This window comes from Kribbella sp. NPDC043289, assembly GCF_056436705.1.
In genome coordinates this window covers 595025-612247 of sequence record NZ_JBWKCB010000004.1, presented here as the reverse complement: position 1 = coordinate 612247, position 17223 = coordinate 595025, and the positions used below count along the sequence as shown (strand labels likewise).

The 17223-nt window shown below is 69.0% G+C and carries 14 protein-coding genes and 1 tRNA gene; 7 read left to right on the top strand and 8 right to left on the bottom strand.

The window, feature by feature from the left end; all coding sequences use genetic code 11:
- Positions 1-148: 148 nt before the first annotated feature.
- The 3 genes from AC0662_RS27290 to AC0662_RS27280 form a co-directional block, all read right to left on the bottom strand.
- Positions 149-637: a DUF1269 domain-containing protein gene (locus AC0662_RS27290; RefSeq protein ID WP_452195569.1), complete on the bottom strand. Its 489-nt coding sequence runs from the start codon at positions 635-637 to the stop codon at positions 149-151.
- A gap of 149 nt (positions 638-786) precedes the next feature.
- Positions 787-2394: an ABC-F family ATP-binding cassette domain-containing protein gene (locus AC0662_RS27285; RefSeq protein WP_478304145.1), complete on the bottom strand. Its 1608-nt coding sequence runs from the start codon at positions 2392-2394 to the stop codon at positions 787-789.
- Positions 2395-2912: 518 nt separating this feature from the next.
- Positions 2913-2986 (bottom strand) — tRNA-Arg (locus AC0662_RS27280).
- A gap of 160 nt (positions 2987-3146) precedes the next feature.
- Here AC0662_RS27280 and AC0662_RS27275 point away from each other — a divergent pair.
- Positions 3147-4847, top strand: coding sequence for a PrsW family intramembrane metalloprotease (locus AC0662_RS27275; RefSeq protein ID WP_478304143.1), 1701 nt, complete (start codon positions 3147-3149; stop codon positions 4845-4847).
- Between the two features lie 149 nt (positions 4848-4996).
- Here AC0662_RS27275 and AC0662_RS27270 read toward each other — a convergent pair whose 3' ends face one another.
- Positions 4997-5860: a hypothetical protein gene (locus AC0662_RS27270; RefSeq protein ID WP_478304141.1), complete on the bottom strand. Its 864-nt coding sequence runs from the start codon at positions 5858-5860 to the stop codon at positions 4997-4999.
- 61 nt (positions 5861-5921) lie between these two features.
- On the opposite strand from AC0662_RS27270, the gene AC0662_RS27265 reads away from it, so the two are divergent.
- A complete protein-coding gene (locus AC0662_RS27265) occupies positions 5922-9194 on the top strand; it encodes an MSCRAMM family adhesin (RefSeq protein WP_478304139.1) in 3273 nt (1090 codons plus the stop codon).
- The gene (locus AC0662_RS27260; protein ID WP_478304137.1) at positions 9191-10870 is read left to right on the top strand and encodes a GTPase; all 1680 of its coding nucleotides are present in this window, start codon (positions 9191-9193) and stop codon (positions 10868-10870) included. Before AC0662_RS27265 ends, AC0662_RS27260 begins: the two co-directional genes overlap by 4 nt.
- A 365-nt stretch (positions 10871-11235) precedes the next feature.
- Here AC0662_RS27260 and AC0662_RS27255 read toward each other — a convergent pair whose 3' ends face one another.
- Complete coding sequence (locus AC0662_RS27255; protein WP_452195581.1) at positions 11236-11853, bottom strand: SRPBCC family protein; 618 nt, start codon at positions 11851-11853, stop codon at positions 11236-11238.
- An 81-nt stretch (positions 11854-11934) separates the two neighbouring features.
- Positions 11935-12453, bottom strand: coding sequence for a single-stranded DNA-binding protein (locus tag AC0662_RS27250; RefSeq protein WP_452195583.1), 519 nt, complete (start codon positions 12451-12453; stop codon positions 11935-11937).
- Between the two features lie 149 nt (positions 12454-12602).
- On the opposite strand from AC0662_RS27250, the gene ettA reads away from it, so the two are divergent.
- The 4 genes from ettA to AC0662_RS27230 all read left to right on the top strand — a co-directional run bounded on the left by ettA (position 12603) and on the right by AC0662_RS27230 (position 15909).
- On the top strand, positions 12603-14285 hold the full coding sequence (ettA, locus tag AC0662_RS27245) for an energy-dependent translational throttle protein EttA (RefSeq protein WP_452195584.1): 1683 nt from the start codon (positions 12603-12605) through the stop codon (positions 14283-14285).
- Between the two features lie 111 nt (positions 14286-14396).
- Positions 14397-14792: an ArsR/SmtB family transcription factor gene (locus AC0662_RS27240; RefSeq protein WP_452195586.1), complete on the top strand. Its 396-nt coding sequence runs from the start codon at positions 14397-14399 to the stop codon at positions 14790-14792.
- Positions 14789-15280, top strand: coding sequence for an SRPBCC domain-containing protein (locus AC0662_RS27235; RefSeq protein WP_452195588.1), 492 nt, complete (start codon positions 14789-14791; stop codon positions 15278-15280). Before AC0662_RS27240 ends, AC0662_RS27235 begins: the two co-directional genes overlap by 4 nt.
- A complete protein-coding gene (locus AC0662_RS27230; RefSeq protein ID WP_452195590.1) occupies positions 15277-15909 on the top strand; it encodes a dihydrofolate reductase family protein in 633 nt (210 codons plus the stop codon). Before AC0662_RS27235 ends, AC0662_RS27230 begins: the two co-directional genes overlap by 4 nt.
- Here AC0662_RS27230 and AC0662_RS27225 read toward each other — a convergent pair.
- Both AC0662_RS27225 and AC0662_RS27220 read right to left on the bottom strand, forming a co-directional pair.
- Positions 15881-16738 (bottom strand): aminoglycoside phosphotransferase family protein, encoded by an 858-nt coding sequence (locus tag AC0662_RS27225; protein WP_452195592.1) that lies wholly within the window; start codon positions 16736-16738, stop codon positions 15881-15883. The genes AC0662_RS27230 and AC0662_RS27225 overlap by 29 nt on opposite strands.
- Positions 16739-16779: 41 nt before the next feature.
- Positions 16780-17220 carry a MarR family winged helix-turn-helix transcriptional regulator gene (locus AC0662_RS27220; protein WP_452195594.1) on the bottom strand — a complete coding sequence of 147 codons (441 nt, stop codon included), beginning with the start codon at positions 17218-17220 and terminating at the stop codon, positions 16780-16782.
- Between the last annotated feature and the right edge of the window lie 3 nt (positions 17221-17223).

The following is a 17223-nucleotide window of genomic DNA, read 5'->3' as shown; positions in this document are numbered from 1 at the left end:
CGCACTCGCCAAGTACAGAGCCAAGTACAGATAGGACGAACAGCATTCATCAGCGGCCCCGAAAGAACGCTGAGAAGTCGTTAGGAACTCCCTGAGAACACTGGCGCGCTGCGGCCGCTCAGGCCGGCCGCAGCGCGCGTTTGTGCGATCAGTGGGTGCCGAAGGTCTCCAAGAGGGTCTGGCGCTCCGCCTCGGTGAGGTTGGTGTCGACCAGCTTGCTCCCCATGCCGTGGAACCGTTCGCCCAGGCGGTCGAGGTCGCCCTCGTCGGTGACGACGAACAGGGCCGAGGTCCCCTCCGTCACTTCGGTGCGGATCTTCGCCAGTTGCTCCTTCGTGATGCCGACGCCCTCCGTTGCCTTACTGATCGCGCCGATGGCGGCCCCGACCGCACCGCCGATCAGCGGGACGAAGAACAACGCGCCGAGCAGCAGACCCCAGAACGCGCCCCACCCGGTCCCTTTCCAGGTGTCCTCGTGGCTCTGGTGCGTCGTCGGCTTCGACTTGCCTTTCGGCCAGGTGACCACCGCGTGGTCGAGGATCTTCACCAGCCCGTCCGCGCTGGCCCCTTTCAGGATCCGGACCGCCCGGTCGGCGCCGTCAGGATCATCGAACTTCCACACCGTGAACGTGGTCATGCCACCGCTCCTCCCCTCGAAGGTCCGGCGCAACCCACGTGCCCCCGGGCCACGCCCTGAGTCGAGCGTAGCCCGCCGTGGAGCGCCCCTGAAGAGCGCGCAGCAACCCTGCTGACCTGCGCCTTTACTGGTCAGAGGTGCAGACCCGGTCAGAGGTGCAGATCGCGTCGCTGGTGCATGCGCCCGTCGCTGTCGAGCTCGATGACCGTGTCGACGCCGATCCGCTCCAGGAACGCGAAATCGTGGCTGACGACGAGCAAGGCACCGCGGTAGGAGTCGAGGGCTTCCGCGAGCTGTTCGACGCTGGTGATGTCCAGGTTGTTGGTTGGCTCGTCCAGTACGAGCAGCTGCGCCGGCGGCTCCGAGAGCAGCAGCCTGGCGAGTGAGACGCGAAAACGTTCCCCACCGGACAGCGCGTGCACCGGACGGTCCGGACTGTCTCCACGCAGCAGCAGACGGGCGAGCTGGTTGCGAATCGTGCCGGCAGGGGTCTCCGGGGCGACAGACTGCACGTTCGCCAGTGCAGTCGCGTCGTCGTCCAGGCCGTCGAGGCGCTGCGGGAGGTACCCGACCAGATTGGTCAGCAGCTTCCCGTACGGCCGCCCGGGGGTCGCAGCGGTGCCGTTGACGAGGTGGTTGATCAGCGTGGACTTCCCACTGCCGTTAGCGCCGACCAGTGCGACCCGCTCGGGGCCTTGGATCACGATGGTGCGGTCTTCGTCGTACAACTCGGCGAGACGGCGCCCGCGGGGGACATCGGGATCGGGGAGGACCAGATGGATGTGCTCCTCCTGGCGTACTCGCGCGTCCGCGGCGTCGACCGCTGCCTGCGCCGACTGCACCTTGTCATCCAGCGTCGAGCGCATTGCACCGGCTGACGCCTGAGCCTTACTCGCGCGGTTTCCGGCCAGGATCTTCGGTATGCCACCCTGCTGCTGCGTCTTCTTCGCAGTGCGTTCCCGCCGGGCCAGTTTGGTCTCTGCCTCGACACGCTGCTGCTTCTCGACCTTGAGCGCTTGCTGCGCTGACTTTGCGGCTTGGAGGGCCGCGGTTTGTGTTTGTTCCTGGTGTTCCTTCCACGCGCTGTACGGACCGCCGTACATGCTGAGCGTCCCGCCGTACAGCTCGGTGGTGTTGTCCATGTGCTCCAGCAGTTCGAGGTCGTGGCTGACCACAACCAGCGTCCCGGGCCACTGGTCGACGAACTCGGCCAGCTTGGCGCGGGTCGGCCGGTCCAGGTTGTTGGTCGGCTCATCGAGCAGCGTGATCGGCGTACGGCGGACACGCAGCCCGGTGATCGCGATCAGCATCGCCTCGCCACCGGACACCTCGGCGACCCGGCGGTCCAGGTCGCTCGCCGAGAACCCGAGCTCGTCGAGGGCCTCGCCGGCGCGGGACTCGATGTCCCAGTCGTCGCCGATCGTGTCGAAGTGGCGCTCGTCGGCGTCCCCGGCCTCGATGGCCCGGATCGCGGTGACGATCGCATCGATCCCGAGCAGTTCGGCGACGGTCGCGTCCTGGCGAAGCGTGAGCGTCTGTGGCAGGTACCCGACCTCGCCGATGGCGTCGATCTGCCCAGAGGTGGGTTGCAGCGCGCCGGCGATCAGGCGCAGCAGCGTCGACTTGCCCGCGCCGTTGCGACCGACGAGACCGGTGCGGCCGGCGTTGATGGTGCCGTTCACACCGGCCAGCGCGACGGCGCCGTCCGGCCACGCGAAGGTCAGTTCGCGGAGGGTGATTGCGGATTTGGGAGACATGCTTCTGCTTTCTTCCCGGCAGCTGATGCCGGGGGAGTGAAGCCGCGCGCAGGCACGGACGGAGTACGACGGGTCCGATGCGAACGTGCCGGGACCGCGGTCAACGCCTCGATCAGGCGGACGCGGGAGAGAGGAACAGGCCACCGGCAGTTCGGCGGCTAGATTCTGTCGACCTCGATCTCCACAACCCCAACTCTACCATGTGACGGCAATCACATGGCGGGGTGTGCGGGCTGTTGCCCAGGGCATTCGTCCCCCGCCGGAACTGGGGCGAAAGCGTTGCGCAGGGCAACGAATCCGTCACCTGAAGGGGGCCTATCCGGCCGACGACCGGTACCGGATCCGAACTCGCCGTGGCCCCCGAGTGACCCTGCGCTCCGGGGCAGCAGTTCCAGGGTCGGAAACGACCCGACCGGACAGGTCGAGGCGCCGAGTTAGCGGATGGCATCGCCGCCCTCAGCTGGGACACCGCCGGCTGCAGCCCGTGGAGGGGGCCGCTGACCTGCAGATTTACCGAGCGCCCCCGGCAGGACTCGAACCTGCGACCAACGGATTAGAAGTCCGACGCTCTATCCAGCTGAGCTACGGGGGCGTATGGCAGGGAGAGTCTCTCAGATAGCCGGGTGCTCGCGCCTCTCGGTTCCCGAAGCCCGTGCCGCGGGGCGGGGCGAAGTACAGGGTTGTCGTTCCATCCCGGTAACGCTGAGTGGGTGGTCCTGCCGCATGGTCGGGCGCCCAACTAGGCTGCGCTCATGAGTTACCCCTCACCAGGCCCGTCCGGGTCGCCGCAGCCCGCGGCGAGCTCGGCGTACTCGCCGGGCGGACCGTACCCGCAGCCCACCGTGCTCGGTAACCACCCGGTCCCCGGCCAGCGCCGCAACCAGGGGGTGCTGATCGGCATCGTGATCGCGGTGGTGTTCGCGATCGCGGGTCTGGTGATCTTCGGCATCGTGGCCAAGTCGACCGGCGCCGGCGGCTTCACCTGGGGCCTGGTGTTCGCGTTCGTCCCGGTCATCCCGGTGATCGCGCTCTACCTCTGGCTGGACCGATATGAGCCCGAGCCGACGAAGTACATCGTCTTCGCCCTCTGCTGGGGTGCCTTCATCGCGACCCTGGTCGCGATCTTCATCAACACCGAGGTGTCGCACCGGCTGGCCGAGACCGGCGTCGGCGGCGACCGGTCCGCGGTCTTCGTCGCGCCCCCGGTGGAGGAGTTCGCGAAGGGCTCCGTGATCCTGCTGCTGGCACTCGTCCGGCGCAAGGAGTTCGACGGCATCATCGACGGCCTCGTGTACGCCGGCATGGTCGGCGTCGGCTTCGCCTTCACCGAGAACATCCTGTACTACGGCCGCGTGTTCAACACGCTGTCCGAAGAGGCCGGCAGCGACGCCGGTCTGCGTGGGGCGTTCGCGCTGTTCATCATCCGCGGTGTGATCTCGCCGTTTGCCCATCCACTCTTCACGTCGTTCACCGCGATCGGCATCGGCGTCGCGATCCGGCACCGAAGTACCGTCGTCCGGTTCCTGGCGCCGGTCGTCGGGTACCTCGCGGCGGTCCTCGCGCACGCGGCGTGGAACGCGTCGGCGAGCTGGGCCGGTGGCGGCGGCTTCATCCTCGCCTACCTGTGCCTGATGGTCCCGCTGTTCATCTGCCTGGTGATCTTCGCGCTGGTGATGCGGTCCCGAGAGGGACAGATGATCGCGTCCCGGCTCTATGACTATGTGCGGTTCGGCTGGCTGATACCTCAGGACGTACCACTGATCGCGACGCTGCGCGGGCGCAAGGCGCTGCGGCAGAACGCGCGGCGGTACGGTCCACAGGCGGAAGCGGCCGCGAAGTCGTTCCAGCACAACGCGACCGAGCTGGCCTACCTGCGAGACAAGATCGTCCGGCAGGTGATCGGTCCGGACGCGCTCGAGACCGAGAAGGCGCTGCTCGACGAGTTGCGCGCGCGGAGGGCGACCGTGCCGTTCCCGCCGATGCCGGCGTTCGCGCAGGCCGCGCCCGGGTACCGCGGGATGCCGCCTGGTCCGATGCCCGGCGCCCCGATGGGCGGCGGACCTCTGCAGGGCGGGCCCGTTCCCGGTGGACCGATGGGTGGTGGTCCGATGGTTGGGGGGCCTGGTTCTGGTGGTCCGGGTGGTGCGCCTGGGCCGGGCGGTGGGCCTGGTCCTGGTCCTGGTCCTGGTGGTGTGCCTGGTGGTGGTGTGCCTGGTCCGGGTGGGTCCGGTCCGGGGGCTCCGGTGCCGCCGGGCGGGCCGGCGCCGTACCCGGGTTCTGACGGGTACCGGCCGCAGGATGGGCCTCGCGGACCGGAGGGTTATCCGCCGGCCCAGCCGGGGTATCAGCCGGGTCAGGCCGGTCACCCAGCGAGCCAGCCCGGTTACCCACCGGGACCCCCTGGCCAACAAGGACCGCCGGGAGGATACGGTCCGTACCCACCATCGCAGTGACTGCCACCCGTCCACGCCGCCAAACGGGGATGACGATGACTTTGCTTCTGCGCTGTCCGACCGGGCACCCTGTGTCCGTGGGCGGACACCGTGGCTGACATCAGGTCAGCAGCTGGTGAAGGTCCGGAACCGCGGGTTCCGGGCCAGGATCAGTCTGCCCAGGAGCTGGCGAACCTCATCGCCCAGTCCACCCCCAAACCCCGAGGCTTCTGGCGCCGCCGCCGCCGAAAGTCCGACCCCACCCCCGAGTCCTCCAACCCGACCCCAGACAAGTCGACCCCGGCCGCGTCAACCCCATCACCCCCCGACGCCCCGACCCCGGCCGCACCGACCCCGGACACCTCTGCTCCGGCGGCGTCGGCCCCGGCCTCATCCCCCCGGGACACCTCTGCCTCGGACGCGCCGAGCTCGGCCTCCGACGGCTCTGCCTCGAGCGCGCCCACTTCGGGTGCCTCGACGCCCGAGCCTGCTGCGGCCACCTCGGACGCGCCCGTGACCCCCACCGGCCCCGCCGAAGCCCGTGCGGACAACACAGACGACGGCAGCACCGGAGAAGCCTCCAGCGCCACTTCGAGCCCCAGCGCCGACTCCTCTGCCACCTCAGACGACGCATCAGCCGCCCAAACCGCTGCGACGATGGACTCGCCCGCCGCAACCGCCCCCTCGGCGACCGACTCCACCGCAGCCACCAAGCCGTCCGCTGACCCCACGTCGACCACGCCAGCCGAACCAACCGCCACGAACGCGGAGTCGGCTGACGCCGCGACGTCGTCTGCGACCGCCGAGCCGAGCGGTACGACGGCCAACTCAGGTGCTGCGGCTGAACCGGATACCGCGGCGACTTCGGAGACTGCAGGGACAAAGCCCGCCGCGTCGGCGACCGACTCGGCATCTGCCGGAGACAACGCGGAAACTGCCGCGAACGCCTCGGCTCCCGCTGCCCACGACTCGGCATCTGGGGATGAGTTGTCGTCCACCACGGGCTCGAACGGATCGCCAACCGCGTCCTCCACCGAGCAGAGCGCCGTACAGTCGGCGTCTGCCGCCCGACGTTCTCGCCCGGCCGTCGGTGTCGTGTACGAGCCTGACGAGTCCCCGGATGGCTTCCCCCTCGAATTCGGCAACATCATCGTCGGGCTCCCCAAGGAGCCGGAGAAGCCCAGCACTCCCGCGCCGGGCGCTCAGCAGTCGACGGACGACCCCACCACGGCCGCCGTACCCACAACCCCAACTCCCACCGACTCCGCCGCCCCGGCAGCCGACTCACAGACGGCCTCCGACCCCGACGCCGAGCCCGACGCTGAGCCCGACGCCGAGGCTGTGACCTCCGAGACGGCCCACGAGCCCGGTGACGCGGCGGCGACTGCCGACTCGACCCACGAGTCCGGCGAGGCGGCTGCCGACGCGAGCCGCGAGCCAGCTGACGCAGAGCCTGCTGGCGACGCGGTCCTCGAGCCAGCTGACGCTGAGGCTGCTGGCGACATGGTTGACGGGTCCGGCGACGTCCGGGCCGCATCAGAAGCGGTCCACGAGTCCGACGAGAGCGACGACGGATCCGCGGCTGGCGGCGAGGTCGAGTCGGCGGGTGACGTGGCTGCTGACGCGGCAGGTGATGTCGCGGCTGCGGCTGCGGGTGACTTGGCTGGTGCGGCGGACAGACGGGCTGGGTCTGACTCGGCGGACGAGGTCGCGGACGCTTCGGCGGGCGACCCGACCGTCAGCTCGGTAGACAGCGCCTCTGCGCAGTCTGCAGACGCCGGCGTAGCGGATGACGCCGAGGTTGAGGGCCAGTCCGCTGACGAAGCTGACGGGGCGGACGAGTCAGCAGTTGATGCGACTGGCGGGGCAGACGGGTCGACGGTTGGCGCGGCCGAGGGTGCTGGTGCGGATGCGGCGGACGGCTCTGGCGGGGCAGCGGATGCGGCCGACAGCAGGCCGCGTGGTGACGCCTCGGGTGAATTCTCGGCCGAGATGGTCGGAGATGCTGCCGACGACGTAGCTGGACCTGCTGCGGGCGGGGCCGGAGAAGGCGGCGCGGCGGACAACGCTGCGGCGAGTGACCCGGCGAGTGACCCGGCGAGTGACCCGGCGAGTGACGCGGCGGGGGAGCCTGCGGGCGGTGTCGCCGCGGGCGATGGTCGGGCTGCGGAAGGCACTGCAGCGGACCAGGCTGCCGGGCAGTCCGTGGATGCGGCGTCCGGTGATGGCTCGGAGCAGGCTGCGGTTGTGGCCGAGGCGGATCAGTCCGTGGATGCGGCTGAGTCGGGTGATGGCTCGGGCGTGGCATCGGATGGCGGCTCGCAGGACGGTTTGGACGAGGGCTCGGATGGGGCTGCTGGCGCGGAGGCCGGGCAGGACGCGGATGCGGGGGCTGGAGACGAGGCCGGGCGGGCTGCGGCTGCTGCGGGCGACGAGGACGACGAGGCGGACGTCGAGCCTGAGCTGACTGGGGAGCAGTTGGCGGAGAAGCTGGCGGCTGAGCAGGCTGCTATGGCTTTGATTACGGCTTTGATGAAGTTGCGCGGTGTGTTGGCGGGGAGCCGGCTGCCGTTGGAGGTTGTGGGGGCTGACGAGGCTCGGCAGCAGCAGAAGGCGATGCTGGATCAGCTGGATGACTACCTGCTGCCGCGGCTGGTGCAGCTCGAGGCTCCGGTTCTGGCTGTGGTTGGTGGATCAACTGGCGCCGGCAAGTCGACGCTGGTCAACACCGTGATCGGCAAGGTTGTCAGTGAGCCGGGTGTGTTGCGGCCTACGACGCGGTCGCCTGTGCTGATTCACCATCCGGCGGATGCGGACTGGTTCGTAGGGGACCGGGTGCTGCCGGGGATGGCGCGGACGAGTTCGGACGAGCCTGGCGGCATGGAGGATGCGGGGCAGCTGCGGTTGGTTGCCGCTGACACCGTTCCGCGTGGACTGGCGATTCTGGACGCGCCGGACATCGACTCCGTGGTCGAGGCGAACCGCGACCTCGCGACCCAGCTGCTCGCGGCGGCCGACCTCTGGTTGTTCGTCACTACGGCCGCTCGGTACTCCGATGCTGTCCCGTGGGAGTTCCTGCAGAGTGCCTCTGACCGCAGTACGGCGGTCGCGGTGGTGCTCGACCGGGCTCCGAGCGAGACCATCGACGACATCACCGGCCACCTGGCGCAGATGCTGCTCGAACGCGGCCTCGGGGACTCGCCGCTGTTCTCCATCCAGGAGACGGTTGTCGACGGCAACGGGATGCTGCCGCAGCCGTCTGTTGCCTCGATCAAGGACTGGCTGATCGACCTGGCCGCCGACGCGGAGGCGCGCGCGGCCGTCGTACGGCGGACCCTGCAGGGCGCGGTCAGCGCGATGGTGAAGAAGGCGCCGCCGTTCGCGGCTGCCGTGAAGGCGCAGGCTGAGACTGCCGTTGAGCTGCGGTCGTCGGTGGAGACGGCGTACGACCAGGGTGTGAAGGACATTGCGAAGGCGTGCCAGGACGGGACGCTGCTGCGTGGCGAGGTGCTGGCTCGCTGGCAGGAGTTCGTCGGGACTGGCGAACTCCTGAAGGGTCTGCAGTCGAACGCGGGCCGGCTACGCGATCGGCTGAAGAGTTCGCTCGGCAACAAGCCGGCCGAGACTCGTGATGTCAGCGACGCGATCCAGTCCGGACTCGAGTCGCTGCTGCGCGAGCATGCCGCGGCTGCCGCCGAGCGGGCCGAGAAGACATGGCAGGCGTCGGCTCCGGGCCGGCAGCTCCTGGCGGCCGCCGAGGCGGATCTAGCCAGTGGCAGCAACGCCGAAACGGGCGCGACTGGCAGGGCTGTGAGCGGCACCGGGAGCCGGAGTGGTTCCGGTGGTCGCGGCGGCAACAGCGCCCGCGCTAACGGCGGCGCAGGGAACGGTGCCAGCGGCAACAGTGCGGGAGATGGTGGCCCGTCGCTCGGTGCGATGTCGGAGCAGTTCCCGGCGGCGGCGAGTCGTACGGTGCGGGACTGGCAGGAGTTCGTGCTGGACCTGATCCGTAAGGAAGGCGCCGACAAGAAGTCGACCGCGCGCATCCTGGAGTACGGCGTCAACGGGATCGGCCTCTCCCTCATGGTGGTGGTTTTCGCCAGTGGCGCCGGCATCCCGAAGGGTGCGCAAGCCAGTGTCGGCGCGGGCAGCGCGGTCGTCGGGCAACGGCTGCTGGAGGTTGTTTTCGGCGACAAGGCAGTTCAGGGCATGGTCGATAAGGCACGGGAAGACCTTGACGGTAAGGTTCATGCCCTGATGGATGCCGAATTCGCCCGCTATCTGGCTGTCCTTGACCAGCATCCGGTTGACGTCGAGACGGCCAGGCAATTGACGGAGGCCGCGCGCGCGGTGGAGGACTGCACGTGACGGAAACAGTGGATGCGGTCGAGACCCCGACCCGGGCCGAGACCGATGTCCTGAAGAAGATCGACGCGCTCGAGTCGGCCGCGAAGGCCGGCGACGGGCGCCTGGACCCGGTGGTGCTCACCGAGGCCGCGCAGATCGTTGACCGGGCCGGCCAGCGACTGCGGATGTCCGGAGACCTGACCGTGGTCGCGCTCGCGGGCGCCACCGGCTCGGGGAAGTCGTCGTTGTTCAACGCGCTGACCGGGCTCGACCTGGCCGCGATCGGAACGCGCCGGCCGACGAGCTCGATGCCGCTCGCCTGTGTCTGGGGTGACGAGCCTGCTGGTGAAGTGTTGAGCTGGCTGGGCATCCCGCGGCGGCACCAGGTGCAGCACCGGAGCTCGCTCGAAGAGGCACAGTCCGAGGACCTGGACGGACTGGTCCTGCTGGACCTTCCCGACCACGACTCGACTGAGGTCGAGCATCGGCTGATCGTCGACCGGCTGGTGGAGCTGGTCGACATGCTCGTGTGGGTGGTCGATCCGCAGAAGTACGCCGATGCGGCGCTACACAACCGGTACATCAAGCCGTTCGCCTCGCATTCCGGGGTGATGGTGTTCGCGCTCAACCACATGGACAAGCTGACGCCGGACCAGCGGAAGAGCTGCCTCGAGGACCTGGAGAAGCTGCTCAAGTCCGACGGTCTGAAGTCCCCGACGGTCGTCGCGACGTCGGCGGTCAGCGGCGACGGCCTGGAAGAGGTGCGGTCGCTTCTGGTCAAGCGGGTCAGCAACAAGCGCTCGGCGCGGGAACGCCTCTCCGCGGACGTCGACCGGGTCGCGGACCGGATGGCGAGCCAGTGCGGCACCGCCAAGACGCCGGAGATCGACGAGGCCGATGTCACCGAACTCGTTGACGCGCTGTCGGACGCGAGTGGCCTGTCGGTGGTGTCGGACGCCGTACGGCGGTCCTATCTGCAGCGGGCTCGGGCTGCGACCGGGTGGCCGTTGACCAAGTGGGTCGGGCGGTTCCGGCCGGATCCGTTGCGGCGGCTGCACGGCGACCAGGTGTCGCGCGAGCAGGGCAAGGCGCTGCGGAAGTCCGCGTCCAACGAGGTGGCGATCGCTCGCTCTTCGTTGCCTGCGGCAACGCCGGTTCAGCGGGCGCGGATGGATGCCGCCGTCCGCACGATCACGACCAAGGCCGCGAACGGCCTGTCGCGGCCATGGGCGGACTCGGTGCGCTCCACGATCCGGCGTCGCGAGGAGTCGCTGGGCGACGAGCTCGACCAGGCCGTCGCGCGGACGGACCTTGGGGTCAGCAACAATCCCGGCTGGTGGGGCTTCGCGCGGATCGTGCAGTGGTTGCTGTTCGTGGTGATGCTGGGCGGGGCGGCCTGGCTGATCGCCCTGGTGGTGACCCGGATCGGCAAGCTCGACGATCCGCCGCTGCCGGAGTGGAACGGCGTTCCTTACGCGTGGATCATGCTGGTCGGTGGTGCCGTCCTCGGGCTGGGGCTGTCGATCGTGTGCCGGCTCTTCGCGACCAACGGAGCGATTCGTCGATCTCGCCAGGTGGCCAAGGCGCTCCGCGACGAGCTGGAGAAGGTTGCCGAAAGCCACGTCGTGACGCCGGCCCGCGAGGAGCTCACCGCCTACAGCACCTGCCGCGACAGCCTCGCCGTCGCTCGCGACTAGCAGCAGACGGCCGCTCGCCGCTAGGGCGGCGGGCGTGCCGTCGAGCTGCAGGTCGGCCGGTGCCCACGGCAACAGGTGCCGCGGCGCGATCGGTGCGCACGGCAACAGTCGTCGCGTGGGTGTCGGCGCGCACAGCAACAGGTGTCGCGAGGGGATCGGTGCGCACGGCAGTAAGTCCTGCGGGGCGATCGGTGCGCACGGCAAGAGGTGCGGCCGGGCGATCGGTTCGCGCCGCGACGGGATCGGGGCGTGCGGCAACGGGTGTTGGGAGAGGCTCGGCGCGTTGGGTGCCGGCGGGGGCTCTGGGGAGAAATGCGTGCGCTGGGCGCGCGCCGGTGGGTGGACCGGCGCGCGCTTCGCAGTACTTACAGCTCGGTGCCGGGGGCGAACTGGGCCATCGAGATCTTCGCGGCCTCGGTCAGGTCCTTCTCCTCGGTCGTGCCGGAGGAGCGGATCGACTCGATCCAGGCGCGGACCGACTTCTCGTTGAACTGCAGGACCTCCGGCGACTCGGCGAGCTCGACCGGGTTGTTGTCCGCCGGCAGGTCGCCGTCGACGTAGAGCGCGAGGCCGAGCAGGCCGCCGTCCCAGCCGGGGCCGACCCAGAGCGCGCCGGAGCCACCGGGGGCGGGTGCCTCGCTCATCGAGTGCTCGAGCTCCAGCTCGGTCGACGAGCCCGAGCCGGGCAGCAGCCGGAGCTCCAGCAGGCTGGTCGGACCGCCGAAGGTCACCTTGAACCGCTTCGGCGGCTCGCACTCGAGGATCTCGCCGCCGGCGTTCTGCTCCAGCTGGAAGGTGCCGCCGACCTTGAAGTCGCCGGTGACCGGCCAGAACCAGCGGCGCATCCGCTCCGGGTCCGTGAGGGCGTCCCACAGCTCCTCCGGCTCCGCCTGGTACGTGCGGCGCATCAGCACCGTCACGGTCTCGCCGGTGCGGCTGACCTCCCGCTGGACCGCGTTGATGTGCTCGAGGATGTCGATCACGGGTCTTTCCCTCTCCTGCTCGGCTGCTGAGATGGTCCCCAGAATGCCGTTCAGGACTTATATAAGTCAAGGCTGAGATAATCACGCCGCCTCCGCTTCCGTGGACCCCGCGGTCGCGGTCAGCGGCAGGGTCGTCGCGGAGTACTCATCAGCGGGATACGGCGTCGCGGTCGCCTCGGCCGGGTCGGACGCGGGCACGACCGCCGGAGCGGCGAGTCGGGTCGGCTCGGCGCGTGGCGGGTTCTTGCTGAACGTCGTCGTGCCGCGGGTGAGGTCGTGGCCGATGGAGAAGGCCTCGAGGATCACCCGGCTGACCTGCTCGCCGGCGTCGTTGGTCCACTCGTGGGTGCGTAGCCGGCCGGTGACGATGACCGGTTGGCCGACATGTACGGATTCAAAGGCGTTCTGGGCGAGGGATCGCCAGCACTGGACGCTGAACCAGGTCGTGGGTTTGTCGACGAACGTGCCGAGGGTGCGGTCGAACTGACGTGGTGTCGAGCCGAGCCGGAACGATGCATGCGGGCTCTGTCCGACCTCCTTGAACTCGGGGTCGCTGCCGACCCAGCCCAGAACTGTCACGTAGGTCTCGCCGGTGCTCATGATTGGCCGCCTTCCGATGGATCGCGGGATGCGTTGTCACTGGAGAAGATGCACCGGCCGGGCGGCGGGCGGCGCTGTGATCTTCGCGGCTGTGGACAACCTCAGGGCTGGTTGGGAAACCGCCAGGGGGAGCACATAGGCTCTAGGGCATGGCGGAATTCATCTACACGCTTCGCAACGTCCGGAAGGCGTACGGCGACAAGGTCGTTCTCGACAACGTCACGCTGAACTTTCTGATCGGCGCGAAGATCGGCGTCGTCGGCCCGAACGGCACCGGTAAGTCCTCGTTGTTCAAGATCATGGCCGGGCTCGAGCACCCGAACAACGGCGAGGCGCGGCTGGGTGAGGACGCGACGGTCGGGATCCTGCTGCAGGAGCCGCCGCTGACCGAGGGCAAGACCGTGCTGGAGAACGTCCAGGAGGGGGTCGGCGACACCAAGCAGAAGCTCGACCGCTTCAACGAGATCTCCGCCGAGCTGGCCGACCCGGACGCGGACTACGACACGCTGCTGGCCGAGATGGGTGACCTGCAGACCGAGCTCGACCACCGCAACGCGTGGGACATCGACGCCCAGCTGGAGCAGGCGATGGACGCGCTGCGCTGCCCGCCGCCGGAGGCGATCGTCGACAAGCTCTCCGGTGGTGAGCGCCGCCGGGTCGCGCTCTGCAAGCTGCTGCTGCAGCAGCCTGACCTGCTCCTGCTCGACGAGCCCACCAACCACCTGGACGCCGAGTCCGTGCTGTGGCTGGAGCAGCACCTGCAGAAGTACCCGGGTGCCGTCATGGCGATCACCCACGACCGGTACTTCCTGGACAACGTCGCCGAGTGGATCCTCGAGCTCGACCGCGGCCGCACCTACGGCTACGAGGGCAACTACTCGAAGTACCTGGAGACCAAGCAGGCCCGTCTGGTCGTCGAGGGTCAGAAGGACGCCAAGCGGCAGAAGATCCTGGAGCGCGAGCTCGAGTGGGTCCGGTCGAACGCGAAGGCCCGGCAGACCAAGAGCAAGTCCCGGCTGGCCCGCTACGAGGAGCTGGCGGCCGAGGCCGAGCGCTCTCGCAAGCTGGACATCGACGAGATCAACATCCCGGCCGGTCCGCGCCTCGGCAGCACGGTGCTGGAGGCCAACAAGCTGATCAAGGGCTTCGGCGACCGCAAGCTGTTCGACGGCCTGAGCTTCAGCCTCCCGCGGGCCGGCATCGTCGGTGTCGTCGGCCCGAACGGCGTCGGCAAGTCGACCCTGTTCCGGATGATCGTCGGCGAGGAGCAGCCGGACGCCGGCGCCCTGAAACTCGGCGAGACGGTGAAGATCTCGTACGTCGACCAGTCGCGCGGCGGTCTGGACCCGAAGAAGACGGTCTGGGAACAGGTGTCCGACGGCCTCGACTACATCAAGGTCGCGAACTTCGAGATGCCGAGCCGGGCGTACGTCGCCTCGTTCGGTTTCAAGGGGCCGGACCAGCAGAAGCCGACCGGCGTACTGTCCGGTGGTGAGCGCAACCGGCTGAACCTGGCGCTGACGCTCAAGATGGGCGGCAACCTGCTGCTCCTCGACGAGCCGACCAACGACCTGGACGTCGAGACCCTGCAGTCGCTGGAGGATGCGCTGCTGGAGTTCCCGGGCTGTGCGGTGGTCGTGTCCCACGACCGGTGGTTCCTGGACCGCGTGGCGACCCACATTCTCGCCTGGGAGGGCGACGACAACGACCCGGCGCAGTGGTTCTGGTTCGAGGGCAACTTCGCGTCGTACGAGGCAAACAAGATCGAGCGCCTCGGTCCGGAGGCGGCGCGGCCGCACCGTGTCACACACCGGAAGCTCACGCGCGACTGAGCAGAAACCCGTACGAAGGGCCCCGTCTCCCAGGTTGTGGAGGCGGGGTCCTCTGCGTTGCTGATAGTTAGCTCTTGCGCTAAGTATCAAGACGAGGCAATACTTAGCCGCATGGCACAGTATTCGGCGGAGGTTGACGGGGTGTTCGTCGCGTTGGCCGATCCGACGCGGCGGAGTGTGATCCGGCGGCTGGGGCGTGGACCGACGAGCGTCGGGGAGTTGGCGGCCGAGTTCCCGATCACGCTGCCCTCGTTCATGAAGCATGTCCGGACGCTGGAGTCGAACGGGCTGATCCGCACGGTGAAGACCGGGCGGGTGCGGACCTGCGTGCTGAACCGCGAGCGGCTGGCGCTGGTCGACGACTGGCTGGACGAGCAGCGGCGGATCTGGGAGGACCGCACCGACCGCTTGGAACGCTTCGTCACGGCGGAGCAGCCGGAGCATGCCGAGCGGCCGGAGGGTGTGGCGGAGACGGAGCATGTCGTGACGATGGAGGAGGGGCTGTGAGTCGGGGAGAGTTTGATCCTGAGCTGGATCTGATGGTGGAGCGCGTGATTCGGGCGCCGCGGGCGGCTGTATGGCGTGCGTGGACGGACCCGGTGCGGTTCGAGCAGTGGTGGGTTCCGGCGCCGGCCATGTGTCGCGTCGATCGTCTGGAGATCCGGCCGGGCGGCGCCCTAGTGACCCAGCTCAGCGATGACGGTGCACAGTGGGGCCCGCACCTCGATGCGGTGATCCTGGTCGCGGAGGACCTCGAGCGAATCGCGTTCACGAATGCGATCGACAGCACCTGGCGGCCCGCGGATCCGCAGCCGATCGCGGTGACGGGCGAGGTGATCCTCGCCGATCACCCGGACGGCACGGAGTACCGGATGATCGCGCGGCACGGCGATCCCGCCAGCCGTTCGCGTCACGCGGAGCTCGGGTTCGCCGACGGCTGGGGCAGCGTGACCAAGCAGCTCGCCACTCTCGTCGAGGGCGAGGTCGTGCGATGAAGCTCGTACTGACGGAGTTCGTCACGCTCGACGGCGTGAGTCAGGGCCCGGGTTCGCCGACCGAGGACACGAGCGACGGCTTCACCCGAGGCGGCTGGCTGGTGCCGTTCATGGATGACCTGTTCGTACGCCGGGCCGCCGAGTGGCTGCACCGAGCGGACGGCTTGCTCCTCGGGCGACGGACGTACGACGCCTTCGCGCGCGACTGGCCGCAGATCACCGACCCGGACGACCCGTTCACCGAGCTGATGAACTCGCTCCCGAAGTACGTCGTGAGCAGCACCCTCACCGAAGCGAGCTGGAACCCGACGACGATCCTCGCGAACATCGACGCCGTCGCGGAGCTCAAGAAGGAGCCAGGCAACGAGCTGCAGATCCACGGCAGTGCCCGCCTCGGCGGCGCGCTGGTGAACGCAGGCCTGGTGGACGTCGTCCGACTGGTCGTGGCGCCAACCGTGATCGGCGCCGGTCGGCGGTTGTTCGAGCAGCCGAGCGACACCGCAGGCTTGAAGCTCACAGCCCAAGAGGCAACGTCGACCGGGCTCCTGCTGCTGGAGTACGACGTCGTCGGCGCCGCGGTCGTCGGCGAGTACGCCGGTGTTACCGCTCCTCGAGAACGCGCTCGATAACCGGCAGATCCTCGGTGATGAGCGCCTTCCACAGCGCCCACCCGCGAGCCCGCGCCCACATCGCGTCGTCCTGCCGTACGGCGTCCCGGAACGCGGACCGGGATGATCCCGTGAAGAACGTGTAAGCGATGACGAGATCGCAGGCGGGGTCGCCGACTCCCGACGTACCGAAGTCGATGACTGCTGAGAGGCGGCCGTCGCGGACCAGGAGGTTGCCGCTCGCGATGTCGCCGTGGAACCACACCGGCGATCGGTCCCAGGTCGCGGCCAGCGCGGCGTCCCACACCTCGCGGGCGTGGTCCGTGTCGATGCGCCCCTTCAGCGCGGCGAGGGCCTCGAGCGTCTCGTCGTGGTAGTGCTCGGGAGGGGCGCCGCGGTAGAAACTGTGCGCACCGGCGAGCGGCGCGTCCGATGCGTCGACGCTCTGCAGGGCCAGGATGAAGCCCGCGATCGCCCGCGCGAACTCGTCCAGATCGGGGACCGTCTCAACCGAAGCGGTCGCGCCCGGGATCCAGCGCCGGATCGCCCACGGGTGTGGATATCCCTCGCCGGGTGAGCCCTTGGCCACAGCCTCAGGGATCTCGGCCGGCAGATGCGGTGCGAGAACCGGCAGCCACCGGTGTTCCTTGTCGACGGCAGCGACATAGCTCGAGTGCGTCGGCAGCCGCGCCGTCAGGTCCGTCCCCAGCCGGTACGTCCGGTTGTCCCAGCCGTCGATCTTGACCGGCGTGATCGGCAGATCGGCCCATTGCGGGAACTGCTGCGCGATCAGGCGCCGTACGAGTGCCGCGTCGATGCCGGCCCGGCCGTCCTGGTGAAAGTCCGTCACGCCGAGAAGGTTCTCGAACCTCGCCAGCGGCCTCAAACGGTTTAGCTGGTGGCTTCAGTGACCGAGTCGTCGAGGAACGCGGAGATCGTCTTCAGCTCCTCGACGCTGCGGCTGGCCAGTACGGCGTGCATCCGCTCGCCCTGGTCGGCGTACAGCGGGACCAGCTTCTCCTGGATCGCCTCCAGCGACGGCGTGACGACGACCTTGCGGCGATCGCCGGGATCGGGCCGACGGGTGACGAAGCCGTGCGACTCGAGCCGGTCGATGACGCCGGTGACGGTGCCGGACGTGAGCCCGGTGTACTCCGCGAGCTGCCGCGGCGTCAGCGGGCCGTGCGTCTGCAGCAATGTCATGAACTGCGAGTCGCTCGCGCCGAGTCCGACCTTGGCCGAGACCGCGTGGTTGTACAGCACCACCTCGGCGATGAATCGGATCAGCCGCTGCTGGATCTCGCCGGTGAGCTCTTCGCGTGCACTGGTCATGGT